Below are 23390 nucleotides of genomic sequence, written 5' to 3'. Positions count from 1 at the left end.
ATGATAGCTCTAAACACTGTAAAGCCAGTAAGTTCTACAAGACTCAAGATAAGATTTATGTGGTTCCAAAACGGGACACATTAGCTCCTGAGGGAGGGCGTTCGGTTGGCGCCAAGTATTCCGCTATATCTCGTGGCTCGATGAAGGTCGTCATGCGCGGGTGGATCGGCGCGACGAGTTCATTTGGATCACCGGTGAGGATTGCAAAGGTGAGTTCCCACTGGCAACTCTTAGGATTCTGCCAGAGCTTCCACATGACAGCCTTGGCGATGGGCTCCTGTCCCGGTATGGTGATTTTATATTTAGGCTTCTTTCCCCCTACAGTCATCTTCTTCCACTCGAAAATAGCGCCACCTGGAGCGATGGCGCGTCCGGTACGAAATGCGTCTTTCCAGAAGTTTGCTTGGGCGATACCCTCGGATCGCGCATTGAAGAGCAGGCGGTCGGGCAGTTTAAATCCCCAGCGCATCCTCTAACGGCGGCCGCTCAAATAGATCAAAGGTTTCGTGAGGTACTCCTTGTCATCACGAACGCAGCTACTTCCACGAAGGCATATGATGCGCCTTGAAATAGCCGATTTTTCCCTGTTTTTTACGAAGTTCAGAGAGAACCTACACTCTAAGCAGGTCCGCCGGAGATGTGCCTTTGCTTACCGCCGGCAGACCAATGTTTGGGGGGGAATCTCCGCACGCGCAGAGACTACCATCCAAGATCACTCAGCCCCAGATGGTAGTCGGGACGCCGTGCCTGCGGCCAAATTTAAAGTGATTCATTTCCAACGGCTCGCTTGAAATCAATGATCTGCAACAAAGAGGGGTTGCCATCCTCAGCCGTTGCAAGCAGAGCCAAACATGATTTCGGCGGTTCAGAATAAGCTGTATCTTGATGATAAATATAGAAGTCAGGTGGTGGCCAGAGACGGCTGTGTCCAGCATTACACACCCCTGCATGTCTCAATTCTGGGGCTGTTGCTTGATCCTGTAGCGTAGGCAACTTCGCAAATTTGAGATGGTTGCGGGGCTTGCAATGCACCGAACTTGCTGTCTTTAGCGTTTAAATTGGATTTGATCCGCCCAGCTACCTAGTTCCACCGGCAAAACCAAGCAGCGGCTGAACCGCCGACGCCGGCCTTTTCAGGGCCACGCCCTAAGGCACGGGTTTGTTCGATATCGACCCTGGCCCTAATTTCTGAAAATCAGAAATCATATGCGGCACATTTGACTCAACACACACGAGCATGATTGGAATCGCATCCATGTTCCAATATATGACGTATACGAACTGCCTCATCGCCAGCTCCCGCTTTTTGCAGTGCATGAACGGCACCCTCAAGAAGCTGCACAAGAGTGTTGATCCGTTTCTCTTGAGTCGCAGTGGAGTCGTCATTGCCGCACCACTGACGAAGGAGAGCCCAAGCCGGTCTATAGGAATTAAGGAGAGGTATTATGTACTCCTCGCCTGGGCGAGACGCTTCCCTAGACCATTGGCGTTCTGTTGATTCAACTTCTTTTAGTACGCTCAATGGCTCAGCCCTACAGAAGCTCTGGCCGATTTCCATCGCCTGGTCGAATGGCAAATGAACATTACCCTTTCGATCCTTGTATGCGGGCAGTTTCAACTCATTTTGAACAAGTCCTGCTCGGGCCATAACGCGCGTCATGGCTTCCAAAGACGATGAAAGAATTCCCTTATGGAAGGTAATGTGTTCTCCGGTGCTGTCGAATATCTCCTCAATAGCCAGATAAATTGGAGATTCCGACGTGTAGCCGAGAGATCGGTTGTATTCCATCAGGTGAGCCCAAGAAGCTTCGTCCAGAAGAAAGCCTTTGTGATCTTCCCATCTTGCTACGATCTGCTTTGGGGCAGCATAGTCGATCAGGCCAGGGTTCGGATCAACCCATTCTGCTTTCCATTTGCCCCGAGCCCATTCAAGTAAGCGAATACGCTGTAACGGGCAGTTGAGAGTATGCTCCTTTCGGAATGCATATTCTGCGCCTATTCTAAGTTCGTCCTTAACCATTCCATCCTCCAATCTCAACAAGCATCTTGGTACGTTTCTTTTGAGGGTGAGTTGCGGAGAGCTATTTTCTCCAGGTAGGCATGATCCGCTAACGAGAGCGCCGTACTGGACTTGTAGTTGCTTGGCTTCTTAGCCAGGCGGCAATCTCTTGAGGGTCAAATCGGATTGAACTAGAGATCTTGAGAGAGGGAATTTGCCCCCTTGCGGTCATGCGATAGATCTTCTTGATCGAGACATCCAGGATTTCAGCGATCTCCGTCACGCGGAGAGCTTCTTTCTTCCCTTCGACAATTTCAGCTAAGGTCATTCTTCCTCCATAGTCCTCACGAGAAGTAAGGTTTGGAGAATGTCCCACCGAATGGAAATTCGGTCAAATAGGGTGAAAACAAACGGCAAATACATGACATCTGTCATGTTGGCCTCAGCGGGCGGCGGGCTTTTCAGCCAATCTGGATGTCGTGAGAGTCAAAACCAAGCCGCATGTATCCGCAATCCCTTGATCTACACTCTTTTCAAGAGGGGGACTGGGCGTATATGGATCGATTAGAGGAAGCTCGCGAAATGGTGGTTGAGGATCCCGAGATTCTGAGTGGAACTCCAGTGATTAAAGGGACTCGGGTCCCGGTTCACGCTATTGCTGCTTCCTTCGAGGCGGGGATTCCGGTAGATCGCATTCTGAAGTCTTATCCAAGCGTGAAGGAAGGACAGGTTGAACTTGCAGCAGTCTATGCGCGCGCGTTTCCTGCCCCGAAAAGGCCCCCAAAACTTTTGTCGATAGTGAACACGTCAAAGTAACGACGGGAAGGCTGTCTTCCTCTTTATCGCGCAATAGGGCTGAAAAGACTACTTCATAGCGGTTTCCATCGGCTCGGTCGATAGCAAATGTGGCCGCATCCTTTTGTGAGCCGCGAAGCTCACATTCACCTTCTCGATCATGGTCGAACTTCTCGCCGGCTTGAGATACCGGATAATGCTCTCCAGATTGGTCTGTCCCATCCAGGTCATCACTGTTCTGAGGTCGACGCCAGCCTGTAGGTGAGTTGTTGCAAAGGTCGCCCGAAATTTGTGAAGCCAGAACTCATCAGGATTCAGCTTGGCTTTCTTAGCGTTTCGCTTGAGTGCACGCAGCATATGTTTGTCGTGCGTGTTGTTTGCTGTGCTGAAGACCAACGCTTGAGCCGATGAGCGTGATGCTGGTAGGGACTTACGATGGGCTTCCAATCTAGCGAGTAACTCGTCCGGCACAGGAACTTCCCGCTCTTTGTAGGACTTCGGAGTCCAATTGAACTGTGGCTTCCAGCGCATCTCGATGATATTGGCATTGAAGCGGACGTTGCTCCAGGTGACATGCATTGCTTCCTGCTCCCGGAAGCCGCTCATCAGAAGGAAATCGTAGAGCGTGCTGTGGTATGGCGAGCAGACGGCATGGAGCTTCGATAGTTCCTCTTCTTCGTAGATCGAGACCTCTTGCTCGATAAAACGAGGATGGTCATTCTTGCCAATCAATTTCGGAACACCCTGGGCCTGCAGGAAGGTGAGCACATCGGCGAACTTGTTGTGGACCGTGCGCGATGAAAGCTTCTTCGTATCGCGGAGGAAGGCTGCCAGGCGTAGGAGATCTTTCCGCTCCACCTCATCTAGAAATCTCTTGCCACAGGATTCTTGAAAGTATCGTAGGGAGACGATATACCCCATCCAAGTTTTTCTTTGCCGGCTGAGTTGCATCTCTTCAAGGAAGTCTTCTACTGCGGCGCTAATTCTTAGGCGAGAGTCATCTTCGAGAGGATTGGAAACGATGAGTCCAGATGCGAGCGCATCCAGTTCTCGCTGTTTTCGAGTGCGGCAATTGTAGGCAACAGTTGCGTCGGTGCCGACGGACACGCGGTTGCGTTTTCCGTCTTCGGTCCAATCGAGGTAGTAGGCGCCTTCGGGATGCTTTTCCTGGCGTCCATCGACCATCACTGAATCGGGCTTGATGCGGCCGTTGGGACCGACAACAACAGGGCAGTAGCGCTTGCCCTCCGGGGTGTCGATACGTTTGGTGATATTCACCTGCATGGGACCTTCCCACGACAAAGTTCGTATCACTTTTCGTATCACCCCTCCCATACTCGGTCAAAAATATTGATAGGAAAAGGGTTAGATGGTCGGGGCGGAGGGATTCGAACCCCCGACCCTCTGCTCCCAAAGCAGATGCGCTACCAGACTGCGCTACGCCCCGACTCTGTCCATTATCGCATCCACATCATCGGCTCGGAAACCCTGTTGTCGAGAACATCATGGATCGAATCAACGAACGTCCGCTCACATGCCCGGGGCGTGCAGTACCTTCAAAATCCCGTCACCAATCCACAGCAGCAGCAGGAACGGCACCATCGCAAGCGCCAGCAACAGCAGCGCGAGCACTCCCATAAAGAGCCAATCGCCGACAGTATCGCGCACCGGCCCTTGCAGGCTGTTCTCCAGCAAGTGATAGTTCCTCCGGTTTGCGCGCCAGCCGATGTCGAAGAGATTTCCCAGCACTGGCACCATGCCCACGCCCACCTCGATCACCAGATTCACCACCATCCGCGCAATGGTGATCATCGGCACACCCCGGAAGAACGCGGCCAACACAATAATGCAGCTCGCCGCTCCGCCGATGAAGTCACCGACGCCTGGGAAAAATCCTACAATTCCATCGAGCCCAAACCGTATCTGCGTGCCCGGCACCCGAAACCACGTATCCAGCACACGCGAGAGCAGGTCGAGGTTCTCATCCCGAAACGCGCCTGCGCCACCACCCAGGCGTCCCTTCTTCTGTGGCGTCAAAATCTCCGGTGTTATCGCGTCTCGCATCGCATTCACCCCACGGCTTTTCCTGCCACCATGTTGGATGCTATACTTGTCTTCGATACGGCGGCTATAGTTCAGTGGCAGAACGCCGCTCTGTGGCAGCGGATGTCGTGGGTTCGAACCCCACTAGCCGCCCCAATCTCCCTCCCGCAATCTCCATCCCCGTAAGCGCCGATGACTGTCGTTCTCGCGCGCTTGGAAGGAACCCTGATTGCCGCGCGCAACCCCCGCCAGCAAGGCCTCGCCCACAGCGCCGGCAGCGGACTACCCCGCAAACCTCTACATCGGCACCTCCGGCTGGGCCTATCCTACCTGGAAGCCGGAGTTTTACCCCGCGGGCACACCCGCACGCGCCTTCCTCGGCTACTACGCGTCACGCCTCACCTCGGTCGAGGTCAACTACACCTTCCGATCCCTGCCAACTGCCAAACAGCTTGAGGGCTGGATCGAGTCGGTCCCCGCCACCTTCCGCTTTGCCTTCAAAGCACCGCAGCGCATCACGCACTTTCAACGTCTGCGCGAAAGCCAGGACACCGTCGCCGAGTTCCTGGCCTCGCTCGCTCCTGCGAAGGCCGCAGGCAAACTCGGCCCGCTGCTCTTTCAGCTCCCGCCCAACTTCGCCGCCGACACCGATCGCCTCGACGCCTTCCTGCGCCTGCCTGCCCTCGCCGCGAAATCTGCCCGCATCGCCTTCGAGTTCCGCCACGCAACATGGTTCAGCGAAGCCACCTACTCCGTGCTTCGCCGTCATAACGCGGCCTTGTGCATCGCAGAGAGTGACGACCTCGCAACTCCCGACGTCTCCACCGCCGACTTCCACTGCTACCGTCTGCGTCGCGACGGCGGCTATACTCCTGCCGAGCTCAAAGCCTTCGCAAAAAAGTTCACAGCTCTCGCCAAAGACGCGGAGGTCTACGCCTACTTCAAGCATGAGGACGAACCAACCGGCGCACTCAACGCCACGGCCCTGCTCGACGCAGCCCGCAAAGCAGGTGCGCGCTGATGTCGTCGACTCCCCACGCCTGGCCCGCAGGCTACCCACCGTTTCAGCCGCGCAAATGGCTCACCAACGGCCATCTGCAGACGATCGCCGGTAACTTCCTCCCGCGAACCAACACATTGCCCGAGCCCGTGGCCGAAATCATCGAAGTCACACCGGCGCACCATCATCAGATCTCCACCGAAATCCTCTGCGAGTGCCACTGGCAGCCCGAGGCCGTCCGCGTCGACCGTCCCACTGTCATCCTGCTGCATGGCCTTGAAGGCTCCTCGCGCTCGCAGTATGTCATCGGCAACGCCAACAAGCTCTGGACTGCGGGAGCCAACGTCGTCCGCATGAACATGCGCAACTGCGGCGGCCATAAGTACGAGATGGCCGCACGCACACCCACTCTTTACCACTCCGGGCTCTCCGGCGACGTCGCCGCCGTGGTGCGCTTTTGCACGGAAACGATGGGGCTCAACCACATCTCGCTCATCGGCTACTCCATGGGCGGCAACCTCATGCTCAAGTACGCGGGCGAGGCCGGCGCATCCGTGCCGCAACTGCGCGCCGTCGTCGGTGTCTCACCCGCAGTCGATCTCGCCGCCTCGGCCGACGCCCTGCACGAGAAGCAGAACCGCTTCTACGAGCGCAGGTTCCTGCGCGCGCTGCTCAAGCGCTTTCGTCGCAAGGCCATGCTCTTCCCTCGTGCCTACGATCCACAGATGGCCTACGGCATCGCCACTCTGCGCGACTTCGACCACCGCATCACCGCGCTCTACTCCGGCTTCCGTTCAGCCGACGACTACTACTACCGCGCCGCCTCCGCCCGCGTGCTCCCGTCCATCGCCGTGCCCACGTTGATCATTCACGCCAACGACGACCCCTTCATCCGCTTCACACCCGAGACGCGCTCGCTCATCGAAGCCAACCCGCACATCACCTGGCTGGAAACCGGGCACGGCGGCCACTGCGCCTTCCTCGCCACACCCGACCCCGCCACCCACAACGACGGCTACTGGGCCGAACATACCGCGCTCCGCTTTATCTTCGATCACGCCGTCTAGGCCTACCTGCTCGATAGGTCAAAGCTGCGCCTACTCGCCAAACCCGTTATCCTAAGTAGATGCTCTCTGACTGGACAGCCGAGTGCTCGGCCGATGCTCCCACGCTGATCGTTCCCTGGTCCGACGCTGAGAGCGGCGCGCACTTTGTCGATCTCCGCGCCGAGCCCTACGACATCGCCGAGATCTCCGAAGCCGAGCGCCATCCCGCACTCGGCCGCGCACTGCGTTCGCTCAACGCCACGCGCTCTCCCTTCCTCACCGCCAAGTGCGATGCCTGGTCCCTCAACTCGCAGGCGGATGCAGAGGCTCTTGAAGCCCTTCGCCTTGAGCTGCTGATCGACGAGTCCGATGTCGCCTGCGGTTTTGCCAGCTACATCGACCTGCTCTGGCGCGAGCGCAGCGTCTTCGCCTCCGCCCACCAGCAGCAGGACCGCCTTGATCGCATCATGCGCCGCGCGCAAAAGCTGTCGCACGAAGAAGCCGCGCTGGAGTGCGTACTGCGCCCTGCCCTGCTTGACCTCAACGGTCCGCTCGAAGGCTTCAGCGTCACGCTCTACGTCACCGCCGTCGGCCCGGAACCCGAGATCGCGCATCGCCGCTGGGAGTTGGCACTTGACGACATCGTAGCCCTGTTGCGCAGCAAAGAGCTTGAACCGCAGCGCGGCTCCGCTACAATCGATGCAGCGGAGGCCTACCCGCCCCGCACCCGCCAGCCCGGCGAACGCTAGGCATCAACAAACGGGCGAGTAGCTCAATTGGATAGAGCACCGACCTTCTAAGTCGGGGGTTACAGGTTCGATCCCTGTCTCGCCTACCAGCACAACCTCCCGGGGTGTATCGTGCAATTTCTCCAAAGGATTGCGTGTTGTATGTATGCTGCGCTCAATTTGTCTCAGTACATCTCTTGACGGCTCCATAAAAATGGGGGGATGATTGGGGGTATCAACTTCCCCGAATCGAGCCATACCCCCAAAGATGCCCTTGACCGACGTCCTTATTCGCTCTGCAAAGCCTGCCGCAAAGAAGCGTCGGCTTCATGATACCTTCGGACTCTATCTCGAGGTTCTCCCCACTGGCACGAAGAGTTGGCGGATGAAATATCGCTTTCGAAAGAAAGAGAAGAGTCTTACATTGGGCAAATATCCAGACATGGGTTTGCGCGATGCCAGGGATTCCGTTAGCGATGCACGCAAGGTGCTGCGTGAGGGTCGGGACCCTGGAATGGAGCGCAGGGTTCTGACAGCCGCTAGAGAGCTCAGCGCCGCAGATACCTTCGAGGCCATCGGCAGGGAGTGGCTAGCCGAACAGAAGCCGGGGTGGGCGCATGGACACTTCAAACGGCAGCAGAGCCTGCTTGCCAATGACGTCTTCCCACATCTGGGTCCGCGCCCGATCGCGGAGATTACAGCGCCCGAGGTGCTGATCACAGTCCGGCGCGTGAAAGAGCGAGCTCTTGAGCGCGCACACCGAACCCTGCAGGTCATCGGGCAGATTTATCGCTATGCCGTCGCCACCGGCCGCGCGAAGCATAATATCGTTGCGGACCTGCGCGGGTCGCTGCCGTCATACAAATCTGGGCACTTTGCTGCGCCTACCGAACCGGAGGAATTCGCCGCCCATCTGCGGATGATGAATAACTATAAAGGGACGCCGGCGGTCAAAGCCGCACTCAAACTTGCACCGATGCTGTTCGCGCGGCCCGGCGAGCTGCGCAAGGCGCGGTGGGCAGACATTCAGCTCGACAATGCTGAATGGCGATACATCTCCAGCAAGACGAAGAAGCCGCATATTGTTCCACTTGCATCACAAGCCGTAACCATCCTGCGCGATCTACACAAACTGACGGGCCGCGGCTTGAACGTCTTTCCTGGCCAGCGCTCAGTTATACGACCAATGAGCGACAACGCCGTGCTCGCGGCGATGCGACGCATGGGAATCCCCGCCGACGAACTTACCGGGCACGGTCTGCGCGCGACTGCGCGTACGTTGATCGAGGAAGAACTACACTATCGACCCGAGGTGATTGAATTGCAGTTGGCGCATGAGGTGAAGGACTCCAACGGCAGTGCCTACAACCGAACAAAGCATCTGACGACAAGGAAAAAGATGATGCAGGAGTGGGCCGATTACCTGGATAAGTTAGCCGAATACCCCGCCTAGCGGTGATCTGCTAGACGGGGTTGTCTTCGGGGCGCTCTGGCGATTCTCCGCGACCTCCTTTCCACTTTGGCTAATCGTTTCGAGCTTAGTTCAGAATGTCGTAATTGTAGGTGCTTGTGTCAGCCGCACCGCACAGCACCGAGAATCCCACTCCTGGCGTCACCGAATTCATCGCTGGTCGAGTCGAAATAGTGCCGCCGGCCGCGTTGAGGGAGATAATAACATCCGAAGTGGCAAGTTCCTTCGTATTGGCAATTGTGATCGTGCCACCTGCGGTGCAGACGAAGGTGCCTTTGCGGCCTCCAGATGTATTGAAATAGCTCCCTGTAAATCCGCCGTATGCGGTCCAATTTCCAGCGCTATCACTCTTCAATGCATCGAAATTGGAACCTTCGCCTTCCACGGCTTGCCGTAGATCAAATATGCCGATACAACTAGCTCCCGAGGGGCAATTGCCGATTGAATCAATATAGGTGGTATTGCTTTGAAATCCTTCCAGGCTCCCATGGTCCGGGAACCCTGTGGCTGGAAACGAAGTAAACAAAACGGAACCGAAATTACCTCCTCCAAGATTGTCGACAACTTGCCGCGTGCCGATATAGAGCGAATCGAACTCTGCAACCCTTCGAACCGCGCTCTCTCCAGCTTGGATAGAAGTGCCTATGCCAAAGGTGTTGTTGACATATTGAGCCCATGCTCTATTCAGCTTGGCTGTGGTGTGAACACCTTCGCACGTATATTGGACGTCCCACATATCCGTGACGCGTGCTGCCCAATCAATAATGTAATCGGGAGCCGTTGTATATGTTGCGAATCGAATGTCACTATTGAGTTGGCCAATAACCTGGTCAAATAATGGGCCGTAAGCAGTCCAGCCCTGCACTGGCGTTATGCAACTCGCATCGGGCGATGAGGGATACCACGTCGGCGTGTAGGCGAAAGTACCGTCTGCTTGAGCAATTGGTGCAGTTGCTACTGGGTATACAGTATCCTGGATTACCGTCATACCATCAGCTTTTTCTGCTGATACGACCTCCTGAATGCAAGTAAATGCGGATGCTTCCGTGTTTCCAAGTAGGATGTCATTCACGCCCATTGCGTTGTGGATGTAGACGACGGTACGAGTGGTACCATTCACCGCATAGGCGTGGGCCGTGGCAGCATAATTTGCATAAATCTGGCAAGATGTCTCGCCCGGATAGCCCAACTTGATCACATTGATTTTTCCACCACTGAAATGGCTCATGGACTGGATAAAATCACTCGGCGCATCGCCCGCCTGCAGCGCCGAACCCGCGACGCGCGAATCACCAAAATCGACATAATAGACGGTCGAGCCTCGAGGCGGCACAAAACCTAGACTGTCCGAAACGAACTCAGTGGTAGCGATATTCGCGCTAGAGTCAGCATAGGGGCGCGTAACTGCTGTGGTTCCCACTTGCACGTAAACTCCGCCCACGCAACTCCACATTGAGCTATCAGTGGTACGCGTGAAGATTGCGGCGCTTTGGCATGAGGCAGGCACGCTTGCCCCGCTGGCAGCAACGAGCCCCTGATAGTAGCTGGTCGATGTTGGTGAGCCATAATGGTCAAGAGGCCATGTTGCGCCGCTGATCTGTGGGATCTGCTGCATGGTGTAGCATTTGCCGCTGGTAGTGCGGCCAGTGCTGGTATCGCAGACCTGCACCGTATAGAGGATGTTTGCCGGAGTCGTCTGGGTGGCATCAGGGATGGCGCAGGTGCCGCTCGTCGTGCCATCCGGCTGGTTCATGGTGGTGATGGCACCATCCGCAATCGCGCAACTGAATGCAGTGGGACCATTCTGCGAGCCCGTTGCATCCGCAAAGCTGATGGCGATATTGAGTGTGTTGACTGGGGTGAAGGTGACTGTGCCGGTAGTAATTTTGGCGCCAGCCATCTTGAGGTTGCTGGCGGTAATGGTGGTGGTCTGCGCAAGCCCGGCACGGCCGAGACAGAACAGACATGCGAGGGCGAGAGCTGCACTGAGCAGCCGCGGATAGCGGTTCATAATGGACTCCTGTTTGGTTTTTTTTGAAGTTGTATTACTGAATGAATATCTCGGAGACTTGCCCCTGCGCGGTAGAGATAGCGCCAGATGTGCCGCCGCTGCCCGGTGACGATACGACCTCGACCGAGATAGTACTGATATCTGTACCTGCTGGAACATCCTGCGTGAGCGTTGCGCCGACTGTAGTTGCGGTATAGGTGGCAAGCGTTGACTTCGTAGCGCCAAAGTAGACGTTGACAACTACAGAGCCCGCCGATGCGCCGTGGGTTACGTCAATATGTGCACCTATAAGAATGTTTAGTGTGCGATCAGAGGATGAACTGCCAACAGGAAAGCCGCTAAAGGTGCAGTCGCCAATTGGCCCCGTGGCGCCATCGAGATAGGAATAAGACCCCGTGATGCTGGCAAAGGTGCTGCTATTGCCGTCATACGCATAGCTAGCGTTGAGCGTAGTGATGCTCCCGCTATCTGTAGCCGTACTGGGCGCATAACGCGAAACTGGAGATCCGCCTCCACTGCCAGCGTAGGGAGTAGTAATGGCTCCGATGAGAAAGAGACCGTTTTTGCCGAGGAAGTCTGCTCGATTTGTGGTCGCGATAGGCGTGACATTGCCGCCAGCGACAGTTGGATCGCTGTAATAAACGTAGTATGTTGTCTGCTGCGCAAGAGTGCTACCTGCGCCTCCAAGTGTGCCGTCGTTGGTGAGCGTGACAGCCCCGGATGGGAAAAGCGAGACCGCTATCTGGCCGATGAGCACCGAGAATGGCAGGCAGGTGATCGTCGACGTGCCATTGGTGAATGATGAGGACTGCAGCGCTTGCGGGTCTTCACCTAGCGCTGTCTGCGAGTTGATGGTGAGGCCCGCAGTCGCAGCGAGAACCTGCACCCAGACCGAAGATGCCCCGTTTGGACGTAGACTTCGAATTTGAAAATCATACTGGGCCCCAGCAACAATACCCGCGATAAAGAGTTGATTGAGCGCAATGGAGACCACGGGGCCAGCCAACCATGTGCTTGTGCCTGTGACGCGATACTGGCTCTCAATCTGCGTGGCAAAACCATCGGCGGGCGTGTCCCATATAATCTTGGCGCGGGGCTGCACGCTACCATCCAGAGCGGTGATGGCTGTCGAAGCATCCGATTCGATAGCCATCGCGGTAGGTGGAACGACGATGCTTGAGATCTGCTGTGGTATTGCAGGAACAGCATAGATGGTCTGCTCTTCGCCGGTGCCAAAGTCCGCGTAGACACTTGAGTCGGTTTCGCCAACTGAGAATGTAAGTCGATACTCCGGCGCAGTGGGCGCAGCCCCAGGGTCTGCATCCTTCGAGATGACACGGAAGGTGCAACCAATGACTTCAAGCGTCTTTTCTGCCCAGCCATTCTGCGGGAGCGTGAGCGTGCATACATCAAAGTTCTGCTGCTCGAAGGCCTGCAATCCGAGCTCGATTGTTCCGCGTCCCCAGAATCGGCGCCGGAGCAATTCGATCTTCGCAAGACGCTGCGCCTGGGAGATGCTTAGCACTGATTGCAGCCCAAGCTCAATGGGCAGCGGAACAGCTGCATTGACCCAGAAGGCCGATGTAGGACCAGGTGCATTGCCTACATTTCCTGCGGAGATAGACCGCCACACACTGGCGAAACTGACGCCGGCGACAACCTGCGTGTAACTCACAGTATCGCCGAGTCCAAAGGTGGCGCCGCTCGTCCATGCCGCGATTACGCCTGAATCTTCGTTCAGCCATTGATCGGCAGCATAGCCGTGTAGCGGGTCTTGCGCATATTGCGGGTAGCTCGTCTGCGTGAAGCCGAACTGAAAGTTGTCCTGAATCTCTCCGTCAAAAAACCCGTTGCTGTCGTAAAGATTACCCGCAACGTTGTACGGATAGTTAGGCGCAATATACGTTCCCGTGATGCGGTTCGCATTGTCAGCGAAGGCAGCGACAGAATCCCAATTGACCGCAGAGGTAAGATCACCAGGACCCCAGTTGAAGCTCGGCCCCTGCCAATAAGCTGGGACAATGTACTCCTGTCCGCCGATAAGCGAGCGCCGCCCCCCCATGCTCTGGAGCAACGTGGAATAGACATCGCTGGGTGCTGTGACGCTGTCGAAGTGGTAGTGGCAGGCATAGCGATATTCATAAGCAGCCGCGACAGAGCTGTATACCTCTTCATCGCAGACATTCGCCGCCGCAATGAGCTGCGCTTGGTTGACAGTAAGGCCGAGTCCATTGACAGAGTCTGAGGCCCAGTCCGCGCAGACCAGCGCAGCATTGCTGCTGTAAGCAGTGGTGCTGGTGCGCGGATCGAAGATGGGCTTGCCATAGGTCGTGAAGCGGATTTGCGGCTCGGCCGGGAACATGCCGGGGTTGTACTCTACCTTGAGATAGACATAGGTGCAGCCGCCGACATAGGGATTTCCGCTAGCGCTCGCAGCCCAATTGGGATCATTCGCCGTGAGGTCGCCAATAACATCGCCGGAGACCTGCGTGCCGTATTTTGCACGGCAATAGACGAGGCCGCCGAAGTTGTACTGCACACCGTTGGGACCAGTGTGATTATTGCCATCGGCGCTGCCGCCGAATATGATTCCGCCAGGGCCAGCCTCCGAACCTTCGCTCGAGGTATCAAACCAAACCTTGCGCCCATCGAGATAGAGCGCATCGATACCCCAACAAACATGATTGGCAATCGCGATCACATAGTTGTATTGGTTATGCGTACTGCCGGTAGTAGAGCGGTAGATGGCAACACCGCCCACGCGCTGCATGCCATAAATGAACTGCCGCGGCGACGCTGGAGACCGCGTCGTAATGTTCATGCCAGGATTCGTCATGAGAGCGCCGGCAATCGCTGCGGCCTCCATCCCAATACCGCCTACAGCCAGCGAGAACATCAACTCGTCATAGACCGGATTGGCAATCAGCGTTGGATCAAAAAACGCAGCAGTGCCCATCGCCAGTGCTCCGCCGAGCATGGCTGCGCCTTGAATTGCCTTTGGCATGCGAATCCTCGAAGAGAGTTGAAGCTAGACTTTCCATGCGCGAACGACGGCCAGATGCGGATGCATCACAAAGCCCTTGTCATTCACACAGACAACTTGCGAACCGTTCAAGTGCACAACCCCTGCGATAGTCTCGAGCTGCCCGTCGACGGTCTGATTTAGGAGCACCAGGTCGCCGCGTTGCGCGCAAAGCGGGTGCGTCCACTCAACAAGCCCAAACTTGTTTGCAACCCACGCAGCGGCATCGGCAATAGTGGTACCACCGGTAACGGTTTTGATCGTCGCCAGCGCGCCAGCGAGATTGCTATATTTTCCCCGAAAATCGGAGGCAATATCGATCCCCGTATAGCTCTGAATCGCGTTCGCAGCGGAGGTGCAGCAGTCATGCTGGCCCCACTCGAAAGGGCGCGAGCGGTTGGCTTTGAGATAGTTCTCAAAATCTCCGCCAGCGCCGCGCTTCGGGTGCGCTTCCCATGTCTTCGATCGTTTGAGTGGCATAACAACCTTCTTAGGTAGTTGGCAGCTTAGGCCATGGCTTCAAAAATGTGGGCTCTGGAATCATGGATTCCGAGGATTGCTCTTCATCCTCGACATATAGCCATCGATCTCTTCCCCCGCGGGCTTTCTTGGCAGCTGCAATCTGCTCATACGTCATCGCAACTCGCAGTGCCGAAAGCGCAAAATGGCTTTTGCGCTCATATCGGAAACGCCGGTGATACTCTGCGCCTTCGGGGTGCGGCGCATCGCCAGTGATTGATCTGCGGTGTATCAGTCCCCATGCTGCTGCTGCCATTGCAAACTGACCTGCAAGCGTCTCGGCTGGCTCAAAGTAGGAGAGTTTCGCTTTAGCGATCGCAACGCAATTGGCATTTGGAAGATCAGGAGCATCGGCAGGAACAACGAGCCCACAATCGTCGCAGTGATATTTGAGTCCCACGGGAAGTTCATGCTTCATCGTCTACCCCCAAACCAGTGCAATGTCATTCAGAATTTCAACCGAGTTGAATCCGGTATCGTCCGGATATCCGTTGGCGTGCTGGTCTGCTGCGGTGTATCGCCGGTTGCTGGCGCGGGCATGGTTGATGAGCCGTGTTTCGAGCTTGAGGCTGATGGCAATCTTGTCTGCGCCGGTATAGATGCTCGGCTTGTCCACCTGGCCGAAGAAGTGCAGATAGGGCATTCCGATGAGCGTTCGCGTTCCCGGTTGCACCGCACTTGTCCAGCGCCGCACAGGTGCGCCGAGCCAGATGTCATTCAGCGACTCCCCGAGCCACACAGGATCGATGCCGCTTAGCGCTACACTGCTGCCATCCGCGTGAACGTCCGCACTCTCCTGAATGTCTCCCAGCGCACCCAGTGAACCGACGCCGAGAAAGGTGAGACCATTCCATGCGAGCGAGCCCACGCCCGACCACGCGCAGCAGGACTGCGAGCGAAACTGGATCTGCATGAGCGTCACAGGCTCTACATAGCCTGACGAAAATGCCGCCAGCAACGAACTGTCAACAGTGCGGGGCATCAGCGATACTCCACCAGCGGAAAGCTGAGAGCGGTATAAAAGTCAGGAGTGATGACCCAGTCGCGTTTATTCTGGGCCAGCCGATAGAGCCCCATAGGGTTGGCGGTGATAATGGGCGTGCCATCCGCAACATCTTCGCGGAGGCTTGGATAGATATTGAACGTCGCATTGCCGCTGGCGTCCGACGATACCGACGTAATGCCAATGCGATGCAGACGGTAGCCGAACTGAATCGCGTCCCAGGGCAGCAGCAGATTTGCCGCGCTGGCCCTCCAGCCACGAGTAACGAGCGTATAACTCCCTGCCTGGTTGGTGCCGCTGGCGGTGCTGTTGACTGTTGGCGTGCCCGAGGGCGCACCCTGTGGCCCCTTATACTCTGGGGGCGTCATCTGCACGGCATTGGCCATGCCACGCATCTCCGCGAGCCATGCCAGCAATGGCGCTGCCTGCTTGGGGTTCAGCGGCGGATAGGTCACCATCAACCCCGTCAGATCGGCTCCGGTGCTCCCCTGCGCCTGTGTCTGCCCCGTAAACGGCGATGTGATCAGCGCGACCGAATCACTCATCCACGGCGACACAGATTTGGGTGCTGGAGACGATGGCAGCGGCACGAGCGTGACAGCGTTTCCATCGAGAGTGATGGTGGTGATGGGCATCGGTTTCCTTTGGGGTATGGCTGACGCATGGGGCTAGTTGTAGCGCTTGCTGGGAGGCTTGCGCTGCGCATTGGAGGAGATGCCCTTCGCCGTGGCCTGCGCAATGTGTGGCGCTGCGGCCATGATCGCCTGATGCACCAGCGCTGCTGTCGCCGCAGGGTTGGTGGACCCGGTAGCATCGACGTGGATGGTGAGGCCGCCCATGGGCGGCGGAGTGCCGTTGGGATACACGCTGGATCCGCGCGGTATGTTGACATACTCCGGTCCCTCTTCACCGACCAGCGCCAGGCCGCCACCAAACCCATGCACGCCACTGGCAAAGCCAGGGATAGCGGAGAACAATGTTTTGGCAAGACCGCCAAATGTCTGCCCCATACCACCTGCCTTCATTGCTGCCGAGCTGAGTATGGCAGGAAGAGCTCTACCGTTCTGCTGTGAAGCATTTGGCATGGTGGCCAGGTCAGCGCTCCGCGTCCACATTGGATTACCACGCGAGCCCATCTGTCCTATACCACCGAGATGAAACATCCCAGCGACCGTACCTTCACCTGTGGTCAATGCCTTATTACCAACGTTGGTAGCAAGTGATTTGCCCAGCCCTGTCCAGGCAAATCGATGCTGATAATTATGCGTAGTCAGCACGCTCATCAATGTGCGATTGAAGTCTGCGATGGTGCCGGTAGTAAGCGACTTCAATGTGGCCGAGAGGTCATTCGCCTGCCGAATCAGTTCGGCGAAGGCTTCACCCACACCTCCAGCTGGCGATGCACTATTGATGCTCCACTGATCCGACTGCGCAGCTATCTGCGCCTGGACATTCAATTGCGCGATCTTCGCATCCCGGTCATCTTTGCGCACCTTGCGGTTTTCGGGATCGAGGCTTGCATCGGCGTCATCATTCGCCTGCTCCCCTCTCAGTGCTTCGAGCTGGTCAGCATAGGCCTGCGCGTGCAGTTTCGCCATCTGTATCGCCGCCGCGTAGCGCGAGATGCTTCCGGTAGCGAGGTCATGAGCGGTCTGCTGCTCCGCGATCGCCACTTTCCCCCGCTGCATCACATCGGCGAGCTGCGCCTGCGCATCAGCCATGCGGTGATTTTCTCGCTCCGCACGATTCATCACATCGGAAAGATGCGCCCATTCCTTAGCCTGCTCCTCGATCGCTTTTCGTTGCTCTGAAAGGCCTTGCGTATTCAGCCGGTTCAACTCCGACCAATATTCAGCCGTGAGCGATGCAATCTTGTCATATACGGCCCGCAGATTGTCGGGATACTTCTCCGCGGCCTTCACCATGGATTGCCAGAAGTTGAGCTCACTGACGATCATGGCATCGTGATCGTCGGCCATCTGGGCCTTCATCTTCGCAACAGTGTCTTCCCACCCCTTCATTTGGGCTTCAGCGGCTTTACGAGAAGCTCCATCGTCACCGTTATTCTGCTTCAATCCGCCGAGCTTGACCCTACCGGACTGAATGCTTTCGGCATACATCGCCTGCGCCATCATGTCGCGCAGTTGCTGAGCGCGCCCCTGCACATTCGCAATCTTCTGCGCATTATTGAGGGTGTCATAGACACCAGGATCAGCTCCCGTCTGCGCGGCTACCTGCTGTGCCATTCGGACGGACGAATTACTATCGTCCTGCTCCTTCTTTAGTCGGGCGGCTTCACGCGTGTAGGTATCGATCTGCGATTGGAACGCCGCCCGCACAGCAGCATTCCGTGCATCCGTGGCCGCTTTGATCTTAGCCTGGTCATTCGTGCCTGTAACGGCCTGTCCGTAGTCAGAGTTGGCCTTCTCGATTGCATCGCGTAAATGCTGCTGGTCGGCAATCATTTGCTTATTCTGCACGCCCGTCGAGGCAACGCCGGTGAACATGGATGCCAGCGATCCGACCTCATGCTCCTTCAGCAGAGCTTCGATCGCCTTCCGGTCATCCTGCAATGAATCGAGCAACTCGTCGGCCATCTTCTTTGCTTCAAGCAGCGCCGACGCCAGGCCATTGTTAGGGCGCCCAGACACCTTGTCAATTTGATCCTGGATCTTCTGATTTTCAATCGCCAGATCGTCAATGCGGACCTGCGCCTTGTCGTGCAGGTCGCTGAAGGTTTGCGTGGTCGCGCGGGCACCGTCACGTATCTTCGTGAAGGCCTCATAACCCTTCTCACCCATACTGAACAACATCCCCGCGAGACCAGCCGCTCCCAGCAACGGAAAGATGCCGCTGATCGCACCGGCGACCGCCGGAGACATATCAATAAAACGCTCTACAGACCGAATTCCAGCATTACCATCGCGCAGACTGCGCACGGCTGCGGAAGCAGCCATCTGCTGCGTGTAGCCCGTCTGCGAAAGCATCGACAGCTCGCGCTGAGCTGCAACCTGCTTCTGGATAGCAGCGGCGGCAGCCTGCGCGCCAGTGGCCTCATCCAAATAACCTCTCCTGACCGACTTCAATACGTCAGCCACATCACGGGCAGCCTGCGTCTGCTGTAGCCGTGCAGCCAGGATGCGGCGCGACTCATCGCTTACGGCGTCGCCGGCATACTTCTCAGCCTGCGCCATCGCCTTCGCTTCAGCCTGCTTGCGAGCGACGGCCGCCCGGGAGGTCGCGGAGCTCAGCGCATCTACCCGCTTGATGCCCTCCTCAGTTGACTTCGTATCAAGCGTCATCTTCGCTTGTACATCACCGATATTTGAGTTATTAGACATTTCGCAACTCCTCCCTCAGCACATTGTCACGTGCGCTGATAGCTTCGTTGATGCTTGACTCATAGGCCGCGCGTAGAAACGGGTGCGGTTCAACATCAGGCCCGGATCGGCCACCGTAACGCTTCTTCCAGAGCCAGCGATGTCCGAACTCCAGAAAGCGACAGACATATCCTGTACGCCGCGTGGGACCGGCGATGGCAGTTGTCATCTCATTATCTGGATCACGATCCATCCGTGCGCGTATATCCGCTTTTACGGAACCCGGCTCCAAGGCCTTACTGTTTGCGGTGCGCTTATCCAGCACGGGAGCGGCTTCGGCCATCGCTACAGCAATAACCTTCGCACCCGCCAAAACAGCTTTCTTTGCCGCGTCCTCCACCATCGTCTGGCGCAGCTTCTCCAGCCGCTTCTGCAACCCGGAGTTGTCATAGGTGATGGACATGGGAAATAGAAAAGCCGCCCGTGGGCGGCTCATTTACGAATAATCTAACATTACTCAATCGAGCGGGCTTGGGCGTTTTGCGCGCTCCGCAGATTCTTGCTGCAAGAGTTCTTTAGATATCAAATGCAGCGTCGCATAAGAATCTGCCGGGTTATGACTTTCAGATAGACATGCGAATGTAAACGACCCATCCCAGCAACTGGAGTTGTCTGCCCAGCGCGCACCATATACATTGAACTCCGCTGTTTCACTATTTTTCGGAGGAAAACCTACTCGCTTCGAGAAATCATCAGAGACTCTGTCGGCATCCTCTAAGGAATATTGAACAAGAATCTCCGCTAATTTTCCATTGCTGAACTGCCATTCAACACGGGCAATATTCTTAGACCGAGAGAAAAATCCACTAAGATGAGCTGACGATTCAAAGGCCGCATAGAGTATGGAGCAGCGACTCTTCTCTGTGGGCGTCCGATCATCTGGAAATTCCTGAAGTAGTTTACCTTCAGCAGCTAACCTCTCCGCCTCAGCCTTTGTGACTTCTTCCCCGTTCATGATGACGGCGCGCCGCTGCCGGAATGCTTCACGCACATCATCTTGAGTGAGTTTACGCGGCGGTTCCGGATCGTCTAAATGGCACGACGCCAGATCATCCACAATGCTCGGCTCTGACCTCAAAAAATCAGCAGCAGTCTCACCGATATAATGCCCTTTGACCATAACCTGTGCTTTCGCGGAAATAACCAGCAAAAGCGCCATGACACTCAGAATGGCTTGGCTTTTCATGCCGTTGAGTCTATCACTCCCGGCTGCATCAGGATACGCATATACATCTCCGAGGTAGCGGCGGCATGGCGCTTACGGTCTTCGAGAGATACCGGATGCTCGGCTGTTTTTCCTTGCATCGACGGCATAAACTCCTGCGGCTTGCGCCACTCCTTGAAACTACGGAAGCCGGTATTCGCGACCATGGCGACGATCTGCGCTCCCATTATTTCAATGACCGAGTCATGGGCTTTTTGCGCCGCATGGTGCTGGTCAAGCATCAGGAAGAATAGCCGTGGCGTCAGCCGGCGAAGTTCGTCCCACCCGATGCCGAGACGGCTTCGGGCTGCGGCGACGATCCACTCCCAGCATTCGACGCGGCCGAATCGTCGCTGGGCACCGAAGGGTTTTTGACAGCCTCATCACCTTCGACCACTGGCGGCGTCGACGCCTGCCATACCGCCAGAATCCCATCTGCGATTATGCCAATATTCTGTAAGCTTACAAGCTTGCAGGCCTCGTCATAGTTGAGTTCCGGCTGAAAACGTCGTGCAGCAATCGCAAAGAACATGCGTACCCGGAAAACTGGAAAGTTCATGCTGAGCGACTGTAGAAGGTTCACATCCTCATGACCTGACTTGATGAGGGCAGCTTCAGCCTCGGCCAGCGCCTCAAAGTCGAGGCAGAGGATGATATCGCCGATGGAAGTCGGCACGGTGACGGTGGGGAGTGTGGGGTCGGTGGGAATGATCACGGGGATGGACATGGCTTTCCTTTATTGGAGTGAGGTGTGTCGCGTGTGTGGTACGGGCGGTGGCCCCGCGACAAAACCACCGCCCGGCTTGTTTAGCTGCCCGCCGTGAGCACGGGAGCACTGACGATCTGCAGCGTGACGGAAAGTTCAACCGTCTTGTCAGGCTGCAGCGTGGAGCCCGGCGAGAAGCCCATGACGACAGCGTTGAAGGCATACAGATTTCCGGCCGTGGCCTGCCCCGGAGCCTTCGGGTACTGCATCGTGAACTGGTAGGGATTTTGCGGGTCCGCAAAAGCTGCGGCGAGCGCGAGTTGGCCAGGGTCTGCCGGTACGAAGTTGCCCTTCAGCTTCATCTCGCCGAAGTCGACCATACCCTTGCGGTATTCCTTGGCTTTGTTCAACGAATTGAAGTTTGAGACATTGAGCTTGTCCCATGTTCCCTCGGGAAATGCCTGGTCGGTGATTTCAAAGACGGGCAGCAATGCACCTGCGGTGCCGACAACTCCGCCGATCGACAATTGCGCCCCAATTCCCTGAAACGACTGGCTATCGATATAAGGCATAGAAATTTCTCCTTATGCCGTCGCGGTGGCATATGTTGGGGCCGCTTCACTGGTGAGCTATGCGGGCAGATTGTAGGTGATATAGAACTCTGCCGTGCAGCGGTACTGCCGGGCGTCGTTCTCAAATCCGTCGAGCGATTGGTGATACAAAATCGAGGTGACGTAAAACCCATTCGGCAATGCGCCAGTAAATCCATTGAGCAGGTGAATCACGGCATCGCGCAGGGCAATCGCCTGGTCATAGGTACCCTGCTCATAGTCCGCCCAAAAATCGAACTGATATCGCCTGCGCTGCACCCCTGACCGCGTAAGCGCTGGGTTAGCAGAGCCGCCGACAAGTTGATAACTGATACACGGCAGCGGCGGCTTCTCCGGCAGCATCACCGGAAAGACAAACGCTGCCGGATTGCCGACCAGCGCCTGCAGCGCCGCCGACTGCGAGAGCAGTTGAAAGAGCCCAGCCTCGATCGACATCACTGCACCCCGTTGATCTCAATGCAATAGAGATCTATGACTCGGTTACGTGGCGCGACTGGCACCACGGACTGCACCGTCAATGTGCGCACCGGCATGCCCACCGTGGAGAGAAGAACCTGCATTCCAGCCGTGAGTATGACGCTCGTACCGGGCCAATAGATGGAGATTCTCGATACGACCTGGCTTATGTACTGGCCATCTTGAAACGACTCCTTCGGAGTGAGTGCCATGACGGCACACATGCAGGTGAGTGCAGTCGTCCAACTGGATTGCTGCGAACCGGTGCCCGTCTGCGTGCTGCTTTTGGTCTGCACCTGCGCCTGACTACGAAGCATCCCAGGCGGAATGATGTCGGGATTGCTGATGTTTTGGAACGGGTAGGGCCAGCGTGCCATCGCTATGCGCTCCTGTTCACGTAACCGTCGAGAAGATCGTTGACGACGCGCGGCATCTTGAGGTCGGTGACCGCGCCCTGCTCGTAATAAAACTGTGTCGCCAGCTTGATCGCCAGCCGAATCTCTTCCGGCACCGGTTGGCCGACATAGACATTCGACGTGCTGGCGACGACCGCCTGCGCAGGATCTGCAAGTGTGGCCTGTCCATTGATGTCGACACTGGCGATGGTGGTGATGAGTGCCGCACCCGCTGCACCGGCCCCGGGAACGCTGACTGACTGTCCCTTATCGCCGGGGTTGAAGACTGGACCGGTGAGGATGGCTGAGGCGTTTGCCATCGACGCCGTGACGGGACCACCGAAGCCGGACTTGAAGGTGATCTGCACGGCATTGGCGACGAGCCGCAGCGGCGGCCAGGGACGCGCCCATGCAGGCAGCAGGCGCGCAGGCTTTACATCGGAGCCGGGGTCAAGCTGGTAAGCATATGTCGGGGTGACGGAGTTGCCATAGGTCAGGTCGACGGGCAGTGTCTGCGGCGTGCCCGTTTCGTCGATATAGACGAAGGATTGGATGGACTGAAACGGCGGCTTGGGAAGGCGGAGACCGCAGTACCAGTTGCGGGCGTAACGGCTGTCCCATGCGGGCCAGTGGTCGCCCTGGTAGAGCCAGTTGGTGGTGATATAGCAGCTGCGGGTATAACCTTCGCAATAACGCCGCGCGGCCAGCAGCAGGTTTGCGATCTGCGTGGTGAGCTGGGTATTGAGTATACTGTCGACCGGGTTGCCGAGGCCGAGCTGAACCATAGCCTCAGCAGGCAACACGGGCTCGACGGCCGGTTGCGAGAGTTGGATGATCTCTGAGTTCATCGCCCCCTCCGGCGTGTGCGCGGCTGCTCTGATACCTCAGCGCCAATAGGCGCGGACTTCACTTCGACATATGGAGCGATATTCTCGAGCCGTGGATCAGTGGCACGACCATCCTTGAGCATGGCCCACCCAGCTTCGCAGGAAACCTCAACG

General features: G+C 56.8%; 24 protein-coding genes and 3 tRNA genes. 6 read left to right on the top strand and 21 right to left on the bottom strand.

All coding sequences use genetic code 11. The features are described from left to right. Nucleotides 1-55: 55 nt before the first annotated feature. From GOB94_RS14215 to GOB94_RS14185, 6 genes are all read right to left on the bottom strand, one after another. Nucleotides 56-469 (bottom strand): SOS response-associated peptidase family protein, encoded by a 414-nt coding sequence (locus GOB94_RS14215; RefSeq protein ID WP_182276532.1) that lies wholly within the window; start codon nucleotides 467-469, stop codon nucleotides 56-58. A 753-nt stretch (nucleotides 470-1222) separates the two neighbouring features. Continuing rightward, entirely contained in the window at nucleotides 1223-2020 is a 798-nt protein-coding gene (locus GOB94_RS14210) for a hypothetical protein (RefSeq protein ID WP_182276531.1), read from the bottom strand. Between the two features lie 88 nt (nucleotides 2021-2108). Continuing rightward, complete coding sequence (locus tag GOB94_RS14205) at nucleotides 2109-2327, bottom strand: helix-turn-helix domain-containing protein (RefSeq protein WP_182276530.1); 219 nt, start codon at nucleotides 2325-2327, stop codon at nucleotides 2109-2111. Between the two features lie 536 nt (nucleotides 2328-2863). Beyond that, nucleotides 2864-4078: a site-specific integrase gene (locus tag GOB94_RS14195; RefSeq protein ID WP_182276528.1), complete on the bottom strand. Its 1215-nt coding sequence runs from the start codon at nucleotides 4076-4078 to the stop codon at nucleotides 2864-2866. A gap of 86 nt (nucleotides 4079-4164) precedes the next feature. Next, nucleotides 4165-4241, bottom strand: a tRNA-Pro gene (locus GOB94_RS14190). 83 nt (nucleotides 4242-4324) lie between these two features. Continuing rightward, nucleotides 4325-4858 (bottom strand): DUF4112 domain-containing protein, encoded by a 534-nt coding sequence (locus GOB94_RS14185; protein ID WP_182276527.1) that lies wholly within the window; start codon nucleotides 4856-4858, stop codon nucleotides 4325-4327. A gap of 60 nt (nucleotides 4859-4918) precedes the next feature. Between GOB94_RS14185 and GOB94_RS14180 the strand changes: the two genes are divergently transcribed. From GOB94_RS14180 to GOB94_RS14155, 6 genes are all read left to right on the top strand, one after another. Further along, nucleotides 4919-4993 (top strand) — tRNA-His (locus GOB94_RS14180). Nucleotides 4994-5066: 73 nt separating this feature from the next. Then, a complete protein-coding gene (locus GOB94_RS14175; protein WP_182276526.1) occupies nucleotides 5067-5858 on the top strand; it encodes a DUF72 domain-containing protein in 792 nt (263 codons plus the stop codon). Continuing rightward, nucleotides 5858-6904 carry an alpha/beta fold hydrolase gene (locus GOB94_RS14170; RefSeq protein ID WP_182276525.1) on the top strand — a complete coding sequence of 349 codons (1047 nt, stop codon included), beginning with the start codon at nucleotides 5858-5860 and terminating at the stop codon, nucleotides 6902-6904. The genes GOB94_RS14175 and GOB94_RS14170 overlap by 1 nt, the downstream gene beginning before the upstream one ends. Nucleotides 6905-6963: 59 nt before the next feature. Beyond that, nucleotides 6964-7632 (top strand): hypothetical protein, encoded by a 669-nt coding sequence (locus GOB94_RS14165; RefSeq protein ID WP_182276524.1) that lies wholly within the window; start codon nucleotides 6964-6966, stop codon nucleotides 7630-7632. Nucleotides 7633-7644: 12 nt separating this feature from the next. Further along, nucleotides 7645-7721, top strand: a tRNA-Arg gene (locus tag GOB94_RS14160). Nucleotides 7722-7885: 164 nt separating this feature from the next. Beyond that, nucleotides 7886-9064: an integrase arm-type DNA-binding domain-containing protein gene (locus GOB94_RS14155; RefSeq protein WP_220464935.1), complete on the top strand. Its 1179-nt coding sequence runs from the start codon at nucleotides 7886-7888 to the stop codon at nucleotides 9062-9064. Nucleotides 9065-9149: 85 nt separating this feature from the next. Here GOB94_RS14155 and GOB94_RS14150 read toward each other — a convergent pair whose 3' ends face one another. From GOB94_RS14150 to GOB94_RS14080, 15 genes are all read right to left on the bottom strand, one after another. Next, entirely contained in the window at nucleotides 9150-11093 is a 1944-nt protein-coding gene (locus GOB94_RS14150; RefSeq protein ID WP_182276522.1) for an SGNH/GDSL hydrolase family protein, read from the bottom strand. A gap of 34 nt (nucleotides 11094-11127) precedes the next feature. Next, entirely contained in the window at nucleotides 11128-14097 is a 2970-nt protein-coding gene (locus GOB94_RS14145; protein ID WP_182276521.1) for a hypothetical protein, read from the bottom strand. Nucleotides 14098-14121: 24 nt separating this feature from the next. Further along, nucleotides 14122-14595, bottom strand: coding sequence for a hypothetical protein (locus tag GOB94_RS14140; RefSeq protein WP_182276520.1), 474 nt, complete (start codon nucleotides 14593-14595; stop codon nucleotides 14122-14124). Nucleotides 14596-14605: 10 nt separating this feature from the next. After that, the gene (locus GOB94_RS14135) at nucleotides 14606-15052 is read right to left on the bottom strand and encodes a hypothetical protein (protein WP_182276519.1); all 447 of its coding nucleotides are present in this window, start codon (nucleotides 15050-15052) and stop codon (nucleotides 14606-14608) included. A 3-nt stretch (nucleotides 15053-15055) separates the two neighbouring features. Next, nucleotides 15056-15616: a hypothetical protein gene (locus GOB94_RS14130; RefSeq protein ID WP_182276518.1), complete on the bottom strand. Its 561-nt coding sequence runs from the start codon at nucleotides 15614-15616 to the stop codon at nucleotides 15056-15058. Beyond that, the gene (locus GOB94_RS14125; RefSeq protein ID WP_182276517.1) at nucleotides 15616-16272 is read right to left on the bottom strand and encodes a hypothetical protein; all 657 of its coding nucleotides are present in this window, start codon (nucleotides 16270-16272) and stop codon (nucleotides 15616-15618) included. The genes GOB94_RS14130 and GOB94_RS14125 overlap by 1 nt, the downstream gene beginning before the upstream one ends. A gap of 33 nt (nucleotides 16273-16305) precedes the next feature. Next, a complete protein-coding gene (locus GOB94_RS14120; protein WP_182276516.1) occupies nucleotides 16306-18978 on the bottom strand; it encodes a hypothetical protein in 2673 nt (890 codons plus the stop codon). Then, nucleotides 18971-19420, bottom strand: coding sequence for an HK97-gp10 family putative phage morphogenesis protein (locus tag GOB94_RS14115; RefSeq protein WP_182276515.1), 450 nt, complete (start codon nucleotides 19418-19420; stop codon nucleotides 18971-18973). The genes GOB94_RS14120 and GOB94_RS14115 overlap by 8 nt, the downstream gene beginning before the upstream one ends. Before the next feature lie 54 nt (nucleotides 19421-19474). After that, complete coding sequence (locus GOB94_RS14110) at nucleotides 19475-20203, bottom strand: hypothetical protein (protein WP_182276514.1); 729 nt, start codon at nucleotides 20201-20203, stop codon at nucleotides 19475-19477. Further along, on the bottom strand, nucleotides 20200-20463 hold the full coding sequence (locus GOB94_RS14105; protein WP_182276513.1) for a hypothetical protein: 264 nt from the start codon (nucleotides 20461-20463) through the stop codon (nucleotides 20200-20202). The genes GOB94_RS14110 and GOB94_RS14105 overlap by 4 nt, the downstream gene beginning before the upstream one ends. Before the next feature lie 20 nt (nucleotides 20464-20483). After that, the gene (locus GOB94_RS14100; protein ID WP_182276512.1) at nucleotides 20484-20948 is read right to left on the bottom strand and encodes a hypothetical protein; all 465 of its coding nucleotides are present in this window, start codon (nucleotides 20946-20948) and stop codon (nucleotides 20484-20486) included. A gap of 80 nt (nucleotides 20949-21028) precedes the next feature. Continuing rightward, entirely contained in the window at nucleotides 21029-21499 is a 471-nt protein-coding gene (locus tag GOB94_RS14095) for a phage tail tube protein (RefSeq protein WP_182276511.1), read from the bottom strand. Between the two features lie 57 nt (nucleotides 21500-21556). Next, on the bottom strand, nucleotides 21557-21973 hold the full coding sequence (locus tag GOB94_RS14090) for a DUF3168 domain-containing protein (protein WP_182276510.1): 417 nt from the start codon (nucleotides 21971-21973) through the stop codon (nucleotides 21557-21559). Then, nucleotides 21973-22371: a head-tail adaptor protein gene (locus GOB94_RS14085; protein ID WP_182276509.1), complete on the bottom strand. Its 399-nt coding sequence runs from the start codon at nucleotides 22369-22371 to the stop codon at nucleotides 21973-21975. The genes GOB94_RS14090 and GOB94_RS14085 overlap by 1 nt, the downstream gene beginning before the upstream one ends. 2 nt (nucleotides 22372-22373) lie before the next feature. Beyond that, nucleotides 22374-23237, bottom strand: a complete 864-nt coding sequence (locus tag GOB94_RS14080; RefSeq protein ID WP_182276508.1) for a phage head-tail connector protein — start codon at nucleotides 23235-23237, stop codon at nucleotides 22374-22376. Nucleotides 23238-23390: the final 153 nt, after the last annotated feature.

The sequence above is a fragment of the Granulicella sp. 5B5 genome, from assembly GCF_014083945.1.
Taxonomy (GTDB): Bacteria; Acidobacteriota; Terriglobia; order Terriglobales; family Acidobacteriaceae; genus Granulicella.
Note: the sequence above shows the minus strand (reverse complement) of the source record. Positions and strands in the feature narration are given on the sequence as shown.